The 2606-nt window shown below is 68.2% G+C and carries 3 protein-coding genes and 2 pseudogenes; 3 read left to right on the forward strand and 2 right to left on the reverse strand.

Going from position 1 to position 2606, the window contains the following annotated elements; genetic code table 11:
- A pseudogene (locus tag BKN37_RS26800) lies at positions 1-501 on the forward strand (hypothetical protein); the annotation flags it as partial.
- Between the two features lie 572 nt (positions 502-1073).
- A complete protein-coding gene (locus BKN37_RS30485; protein ID WP_085976515.1) occupies positions 1074-1148 on the forward strand; it encodes a 50S ribosomal protein bL37 in 75 nt (24 codons plus the stop codon).
- A gap of 30 nt (positions 1149-1178) precedes the next feature.
- Here the strand turns inward: BKN37_RS30485 and rsrA are convergent, their stop codons facing one another.
- Both rsrA and BKN37_RS26810 read right to left on the reverse strand, forming a co-directional pair.
- Positions 1179-1484, reverse strand: coding sequence for a mycothiol system anti-sigma-R factor (rsrA, locus tag BKN37_RS26805; RefSeq protein WP_071030300.1), 306 nt, complete (start codon positions 1482-1484; stop codon positions 1179-1181).
- Positions 1481-2113, reverse strand: a complete 633-nt coding sequence (locus BKN37_RS26810; protein ID WP_071030302.1) for a sigma-70 family RNA polymerase sigma factor — start codon at positions 2111-2113, stop codon at positions 1481-1483. Before BKN37_RS26810 ends, rsrA begins: the two co-directional genes overlap by 4 nt.
- 311 nt (positions 2114-2424) lie before the next feature.
- Between BKN37_RS26810 and BKN37_RS26815 the strand changes: the two are divergent.
- Positions 2425-2606 (forward strand): annotated as a pseudogene (locus tag BKN37_RS26815) (Cys-tRNA(Pro) deacylase); the annotation flags it as partial.

A 2606-nucleotide genomic window follows, 5' to 3' on the forward strand; every position in this document is an offset into this window, starting at 1 on the left:
AACGTCGCCAATGCGCTGCTCACACCGCTCAATGCGATCCTGAACAAATTCTTCCCGGGCCTCGAGCCCACCGCCCCCACCTCGCAGCTGCCGACCACCGGCTATCCGGGTTCCACCGTGCCGGGCTACCCGGGCACCACCTTGCCGGGGCAGACCCCCGGCTACCCGGGTCAGGTGCCGGGCCAGACACCCGGCTACCCGGGCACCACGCTGCCGGGGCAGACGCCCGGCCAGTTGCCGGGCCAGACGCCCGGTTATCCCGGCACCACGCTGCCGGGGCAGACCCCTGGGCTACCGGGGCAGACTCCGGGGGTCTCGGGTTATCCGAATGCCACCGCGCCCGGCCAACCCGCGGTGCCCGGTCAAGCACCCACAGCGTTGCCCGGCCAGGCGTCGGCGTCGCCGGGTCTCACCGGCCCGACGCCACCGGAGCTGACCAGCCCCGCACCGCCAGACCCGGCCGACACCGCGCCGGCCAATCCCAGCGGCCCGGTCGTCTGACCGGTCGGGGTTCGGCAACGAGTTCGCGTTGCCGATCGCTTCACCGGGGCGAACGCTCGACGCGGCCCGATCCCGGGTGATCGCGTTCTGCGATGGGGGCCGGTCAGTTCGGGCGGTCGCGTCGACCGACGCGTCTTTCGCCTCGAGTCTGCGGTGAGGGCCTCGAGTCTGCGGTGAGGGCGTCGAGGCTGCGGTGAGGGCGTCGAGGCTGCGGTGAGGGCGTCGAGTCTGCGGTGAGGCCGTCGATTCGACCGATTTCTTGGCCTGGGCGCAGGCTCGATGCCCTGCGTACAGGCTCGATGCCCTGAGCGCAGCCTCGACGCCGTCAGTACAGTCTCGACGCCGTCAGTGCAGACTCGACGCCGTCAGCGCAGTCTCGACGCCGTCAGTGCAGACTCGACGCCGTCAGCGCAGTCTCGACGCCGTCAGTGCAGACTCGATGCCCTGAATGCAGCCTCGGTACCACCCAGCCAACCAGACCGCCATCGACCCCAAGTTGGGGTGTGACCTGGCACCCCGCCGGCCACATGAGAGACTGCCTTGCAAGAAAAATCCCGTAAGGAGGGTGAACTATGGCCAAGCGTGGCCGCAAGAAGCGTGACCGCAAACACAGCAAAGCCAACCACGGCAAGCGGCCCAACTCCTGACGGGCCGCTTCGCCGTTTCGGCGGAGCCGCTTAGCCGCGGATGATGATGGTTCGGCTGATCTCCAGCCGCAACCGCTCGCGCAAACTATCGGGGGCTTTCTCGCCGCTGCACTTGCGGGCGATCAAAGACTTGATCCGCTCCTCGATCCCGTAGTGCCGGAAGCAGCCGGGACATGCCTCGAGGTGCCGGCGTAGCTTCTCCCTGGTTTCCGCGGTGCACTCGCCGTCGAGCAGTGTCCACACCTCGGCGATCACCTCGGCGCAGTCGGCCCCGGCGTGCGAATGGTCGGCACCCGCGCGGTCAGCGGGGTCTCCCCCGCACGAGCACTCGGTCACGACGACACCTCCTCGGCCGCCTGATCACCACGTATGAACCCGCGGTCCCTGGCCACATCGGCCAACAGTCCACGTAACTGACGTCTGCCGCGGTGCAGCCGCGACATCACCGTCCCGATCGGGGTGTCCATGATCTCGGCGATCTCCTTGTACGGGAACCCTTCGACGTCGGCGTAGTACACCGCCATCCGAAAATCTTCGGGGAGCTGCTGCAGCGCGTCTTTGATCTCGGTGTCCGGCAGCGACTCGAGTGCCTCGACCTCCGCCGAGCGCAGCCCGGTCGACGTGTGCTCGGCGGAAGCCGCCAGCTGCCAGTCGGTGACCTCGTCGGTCGGATAAACCCCTGGTTGACGCTGTTTTTTGCGGTAGCTGTTGATGTAGGTGTTGGTCAGGATCCGGTACAGCCACGCCTTGAGGTTGGTGCCCTCTTTGAAGGAGCGGAACCCCGCATAGGCCTTCACCATGGTTTCTTGCAGCAGGTCCTCGGCGTCGGCCGGATTGCGGGTCATGCGCAGCGCACCGCCGTACAGCTGGTCCAGCAGCGGGATCGCATCGCGCTCAAAGCGCGCGGTCAGCTGCGCGTCGGTCTCCTCGGAACGAGTGGGCCCGGTCGCGCCTTCGTCGGCCATCGTGATTGACACTGTCCCTTCTGTCGCGGTGCCCTCAACCAGCCTCGGCAGCTGCACCAGACGCTCGGCTTGCCGAGCCAACCGCTCCTCGCCCACCAGGCACGTCGCTGTTGACACCCGACTCCCCTTCGTCCGATCTTACGGCGGCGACCGACCATGTCATCTGCCGGTCGTCTTCGCCCGTACGCGGTGCGCCGGCGATGCCAGCCGCCGCGACGCAACTGCCTCAGATAACAGCACCGGCCGGGCGGCTATTTCCGGCCGCGATCCGGGTGGCGGACCGTGTTCCTGGGCGGTTCTACTCTGGGCCGGTGGCACGTGCGGCAACCCCGGCGATCGCGGCCCTGGCGGCGGCCCAGGTTCCGCACCAGGTATTGCGGTATCGGCACGACCCGCGTCAGCAGGCGTTCGGCGCGGAGGCCGTCGAGGCCCTGTCCGCGCTCGGCGTCGACGGCGTGGTGCCCGACCAGGTGTTCAAGACGCTGATTCTGAC

The organism is Mycobacterium talmoniae (assembly GCF_001854525.1).
In the GTDB taxonomy this organism is placed as follows: Bacteria; Actinomycetota; Actinomycetes; order Mycobacteriales; family Mycobacteriaceae; genus Mycobacterium; species Mycobacterium talmoniae.

Excerpts from the sequence above, each read along its gene's own strand:
- BKN37_RS26810 (WP_071030302.1), bottom strand. The coding sequence starts at position 2,113 with ATGGCCGACGAAGGCGCGACCGGGCCCACTCGTTCCGAGGAGACCGAC.